Raw genomic sequence first — 4,529 nt, 5'->3', positions numbered from 1 at the left:
TACCCGCCAATAATTTGAATGCAGCATATAGAATACCGGCTATGGCTGTAAATACACCCAGAATCGCAACTGGATGAGAAATAAATCGCGATTTAGATAGAATGTCCACGATTGGCCTGATCAAGTAAAACAGAAAGCCAGCGATTAAGAAAGGATAGAAAAGCGTATGGAAGATTTTCAACAAAGGTTGGAAGAATTGAAGCACATCTAATAAGAATATACAAATCAATACCAGGATGATTCCTGTCATATATTTAAAAAAACGCTGATTGATCCACATGGGAGCACTCCTTTGGCAACTTTATAATCTCTTACCCCTTTGATTCACTATAATAAAAACGTGTAAACCAAATACAGAAAATCTTGTAATAAATCACTGGTTATGTAAGGTAATCTATCATGTAAATTTTATAATACGTTCTACAATGTTAGATTTTCTAACATATTGAGTGACAAGACGTATACAGTAAGATAATCTAAACAGTATCACGAACTGCGGGAGGGGAAGCAAACGAATCCATGAATGATTTGAATGTTTGTTTCAGCACAGATGCTCAGTACCTATTCGCTTATTTTTAAATACTTTCATGCCGAGGTGATCCATCATAAAAAATTATTTACGTCATGCTGTGGAAACGATGAAGCAACATTATATCGAGAAGCTCGTAAATGCTGGAGTTTTCCATTCAACCGATGAAAAACTTCACACCCTTACACTAAGTGAACTAGAAACACTTGCGAAACGACTGGACCGTCCATGATTGCGTTAAAAATTTCAAGGAGGAGAAGGGATGTCTTCATATAAGGAGAAGAAAGTGATCTCAATCGGAACCGTTAATGAGTTAACAGGACTGTCGGTGAGGCAAATTCGTTACTATGAAGAAAAAGGACTGATCTATCCTGAAAGAACCAAACGGGGAACAAGAAGATATTCGTTCTCTGACATTGAACTGCTGCTACAAATTGCAGACAAACGAGAAGAAGGCGTGCAGACGGGTGAAATTAAGAAAGATATGCAGACCAATGAAACGAAGAAAGATAAAGTGATGGAACGGATGCTCCGTGGTCAATTCAATGCGCATTTTAAAATGAGATAGAAAATGGGGTCTGGCATCATTAGTGCAGACCCTTATCTTCGGAATAAATAGCGATAATGATGATCCTTCCTTCTATTAAGAAGAAGGTTTTCTTACATATAAAACGAAAAAACCCATACAGAGAAGGTTCTCTGCACAGGCTCATCTCTTAATCCATCATTTTCCTCAACTGATCTTCTGCCATCTTTCCTGTAATCGGTAAATGGTACCGGTTCCCCTGGTATGCTTTGATCATCAGCAAAATCCACAGAATGAGAGAAACAGGTGTCAGCAAAAGGCTGACCATGAGTCCTATAATCGGGATCAAATTCAACACCATACCCAAAACAAAAATACTGCCAAAAACGATCGTGGACTGCATAGCGTGGAACCGGATGGTATCGTTCTCTTTTTCCACAAGCAATAAAACGATGCCACTGACAAAACCAAGCAAATAAGCGATGACTCCTCCGATATTCTCTTCTAACCCTGTTGAAGATTTCTTCATTCCAGGGGTTGGCGACCCTCCGCTTTTTGGTGGGATCGGGGTATTCGGACCTTGTACCATGTTGGTCACTCCTTCTTTTTTCACATCAAACCGTTTTCTCGACAAACGACCGCGACGTTGGAATGACAGAAGCACCACAATAACCGATAAAAAAACAAAAGATGACAGACTATTCTGTAATTTTATTATACGAGTGTCGAACAAGGAGGTCAATAGAATCAGGAGAAGAGTCATAAAAAAAAGCCTGCAGAGATAAGAACCTCTACAAACTTTTGTCGATGATCTGATTTTGTTTGTTGGCAAGGTAAAAAGCCCCCATAAAGAAAGCCATCCCTGCCAGCCAGCCAAACGTTGGCGCGAAGTCTATGTACGATTGCAAACTCATTCCTCCTATAATGGAGGCCCCTCCAAAGAGTGAAAACATGCGTGCATTGCCCACTTTAGTTCTCTCCTTTCCATTCGAAGTAAAGATGATAATGATTGCTGCATCCTTCATTAAACAAGTGGTCGCAATTCGGACATCGAACGGTATCAAGATAAGTAGCAATCGCCATTTCGTTCCAACAATTTCCGCAAAGAATCGCTCGCTCGTTCCATTGAGCTTTCGGCCATTTTTTTGATGGATGCCCGGCTAGTTGCTGATGACAGAAATAGCAGGCATAGTACTGCCCACAACAATGAAACTTGATGGCAATGACGTCTTTTTCACTATAATAATGTACGCACCTTGTCCTCGCATCGACATCGACACCGTGAACGATTGGACGCTTTTCTTCCATAATTTCCACACTCCCTGCCTCCTATTCTATCATTTTTTGAAAAAAGGCAGGCAGATGAAGATAAATACGAAAACGAGACTCGTTCCTGCAACCCCCATCCACTGATAGCTTGTCCATAATTCTCCTACCGCTGTACTGCCAATCGCCACTCCCGTGTAGTAGCTGATTAAATAAAATCCGGACGCTCCACTACGGTGGTGGGTGGCAGATTTACTGACCAAAGCCGCCGCCATAGAATGAGCCACGAAGAAACCAGAACATAACAGGGCTAATCCAATAAGAATGAACCCAACGGGATGCAGTAAGGTAAATGTAATCCCGCCTATTAGAATGAAGACGCCTGCAAACATGATCTTCGTCTGGCCCAGGCTATCGGAGAGTTTACCAGCAATCGGTGGTGCCAACACCCCAAGGATATAAGCGAAATATGTGAATGAAATCCACTTCAGCGACCAGTTGTAAGGGTCTGATTGGAGATAAAAAGGCAAATACGTCCATACGGCTGTAAACACCACTTGCAGGAGCAGCCCGACCATGAACAGCACCAGCATAGACTTATCTTTTAAATGGAATACCATCCCTTGCAAATCTTCTTTGAACGACTGCTCTCCTCCTTTGAAAAAACGTTCCTTAGGCAGTAACAGGATAAACAGAATGATAGCTGCTACACCTATTCCTGCTAATACAAATAACATTCGCTCCCAGTGGAAGATATCGGTCAAGTATCCTCCGACGATCCTTCCTCCCATACCACCGAAGGCATTGCTGGAGATATAGAGGGTCATGGCAAGACCGAGATGATTCGGGGAAACTTCCTCCCCTAAATACCCCATCGCAGCTGCAGGAATCCCCGCCAGAAAAAAACCTTGCAGCAGCCTTAGGACAACGAGCCATTCAAATGAAGGACTGAAGGGCATAGCTAATAGCAACAGCACTGTCACACTGAGGGACAATTGCATAAGCCAGAGGCGCCCATATCTGTCAGCTAAAAATCCGATAACGAACAGTCCGACAGCCATCGAGACGACTGCCGCCGACATTAAGAGGCTTGATTTTGTTGCATTGACGTCGAATTCTTTTACGAAAACAGGGAGCAAAGGCTGAAATACATACAATGTTGAAAAAATCAGCAAGGAAGCGAGCATCAGCGCAATGGTTATGCGCCAAAATCTCGCTTCCTTCGATGTGTAAGGAGTCATTTCCATTTGATTAGTCGCCATCCTTTATTCAGTCTGGAATTGTTCAGGGAATGATGTTAGATCGATATCCCAAATCATCGGCAAGTAAAAGTAAATCGCCAGTGTGACAAGAAAGATGGCGACGACATTTAACAGAAAGCCTGCTTTAGCCATATCGGGAATCCTTAAATACCCAGAACCGAAAACGACGGCGTTTGGCGGTGTCGCGACAGGAAGCATAAATGCACAACTGGCTGCAACGCCTGCCCCAATCATCAGGCTGTACGGATGGACGGAGATTGCTTGTGCTAAAGAAGCCATGATCGGGAACATCATTGTAGCCGTAGCTGTATTTGATGTAATTTCCGTCAAGAAGATAACAAGGATTACGACAATAGCTAAAATCAGGATAAAGCTGATCCCTTCCAAAATCGTCAATTGGGTACCGATCCATTCTGCCAGGCCGGACTCCTGGAATCCCGTCGCAATGGCAAGTCCAGCACCGAACAGCAACAAAATCCCCCATGGAAGTCCTTTCGCTGTCTCCCAATCGAGAATAAAGTCTCCTTTTCTACTGACGGATGGGATTAAAAAGAGAATGATCGCTGAAATCATCGCAATGATCGTGTCATTGATATTTTCATTGATTTGTACGAGAACAAAAGAACGTGAAATCCAGGCGATAGCTGTGAGAGAAAAGATAGTCATCACAATTTTTTCTTCCGGTGACATAACACCAAGGGCTTCCTTCTCGTTGCTGATCACTTTTTTGCCCCCAGGAAGCTGCTTGATTTTCATAGGAAAAGCGACTTTCACCAAATAGTACCAGGCGATGGCCAAGAAAATGATCGAAAGTGGCACTCCGAACGCCATCCACCCGGCAAACGATATCTCAATGCCGTACGTTTTTTGAACAACCGCTCGAAAAATGGTGTTTGGAGGTGTTCCGATCAATGTTGCCAACCCGCCGATGGAAGCACTGTAAGCA

7 protein-coding genes are annotated in these 4,529 nt (G+C 43.0%); 2 read left to right on the top strand and 5 right to left on the bottom strand.

Going from position 1 to position 4,529, the window contains the following annotated elements; translation table 11 throughout:
* A partial coding sequence (locus LD39_RS12560) for an AI-2E family transporter (RefSeq protein WP_035547153.1) occupies positions 1-280 on the bottom strand: 280 nt, incomplete at its 3' end.
* A gap of 358 nt (positions 281-638) precedes the next feature.
* On the opposite strand from LD39_RS12560, the gene LD39_RS22195 reads away from it, so the two are divergent.
* Both LD39_RS22195 and LD39_RS12555 read left to right on the top strand, forming a co-directional pair.
* Entirely contained in the window at positions 639-761 is a 123-nt protein-coding gene (locus LD39_RS22195) for a Fur-regulated basic protein FbpA (RefSeq protein ID WP_231572575.1), read from the top strand.
* A gap of 30 nt (positions 762-791) precedes the next feature.
* Positions 792-1,097, top strand: a complete 306-nt coding sequence (locus LD39_RS12555; RefSeq protein WP_035547151.1) for a MerR family transcriptional regulator — start codon at positions 792-794, stop codon at positions 1,095-1,097.
* A gap of 148 nt (positions 1,098-1,245) precedes the next feature.
* Here LD39_RS12555 and LD39_RS12550 read toward each other — a convergent pair whose 3' ends face one another.
* The 4 genes from LD39_RS12550 to LD39_RS12535 all read right to left on the bottom strand — a co-directional run.
* Positions 1,246-1,644, bottom strand: a complete 399-nt coding sequence (locus LD39_RS12550) for a DUF4870 domain-containing protein (RefSeq protein WP_231572574.1) — start codon at positions 1,642-1,644, stop codon at positions 1,246-1,248.
* A gap of 380 nt (positions 1,645-2,024) precedes the next feature.
* Positions 2,025-2,363 carry a CHY zinc finger protein gene (locus LD39_RS12545; RefSeq protein ID WP_035547156.1) on the bottom strand — a complete coding sequence of 113 codons (339 nt, stop codon included), beginning with the start codon at positions 2,361-2,363 and terminating at the stop codon, positions 2,025-2,027.
* Between the two features lie 29 nt (positions 2,364-2,392).
* Positions 2,393-3,583 carry an MFS transporter gene (locus tag LD39_RS12540; RefSeq protein ID WP_052158853.1) on the bottom strand — a complete coding sequence of 397 codons (1,191 nt, stop codon included), beginning with the start codon at positions 3,581-3,583 and terminating at the stop codon, positions 2,393-2,395.
* Between the two features lie 3 nt (positions 3,584-3,586).
* Positions 3,587-4,529 (bottom strand): DASS family sodium-coupled anion symporter (locus LD39_RS12535; protein ID WP_035547145.1); only part of this gene is annotated, 943 nt, incomplete at its 5' end.

Source organism: Halobacillus sp. BBL2006 (assembly GCF_000786645.1).
Lineage (GTDB): Bacteria > Bacillota > Bacilli > Bacillales > Halobacillaceae > Halobacillus.
This window is presented reverse-complemented; position numbering and strand designations above follow the sequence as displayed.

Coding starts and splice junctions, on each gene's coding strand:
- LD39_RS22195 (WP_231572575.1), top strand. CDS start 639: ATGAAGCAACATTATATCGAGAAGCTCGTAAATGCTGGAGTTTTCCAT.
- LD39_RS12555 (WP_035547151.1), top strand. CDS start 792: ATGTCTTCATATAAGGAGAAGAAAGTGATCTCAATCGGAACCGTTAAT.
- LD39_RS12550 (WP_231572574.1), bottom strand. CDS start 1,644: ATGGTACAAGGTCCGAATACCCCGATCCCACCAAAAAGCGGAGGGTCG.
- LD39_RS12545 (WP_035547156.1), bottom strand. CDS start 2,363: ATGGAAGAAAAGCGTCCAATCGTTCACGGTGTCGATGTCGATGCGAGG.
- LD39_RS12540 (WP_052158853.1), bottom strand. CDS start 3,583: ATGGCGACTAATCAAATGGAAATGACTCCTTACACATCGAAGGAAGCG.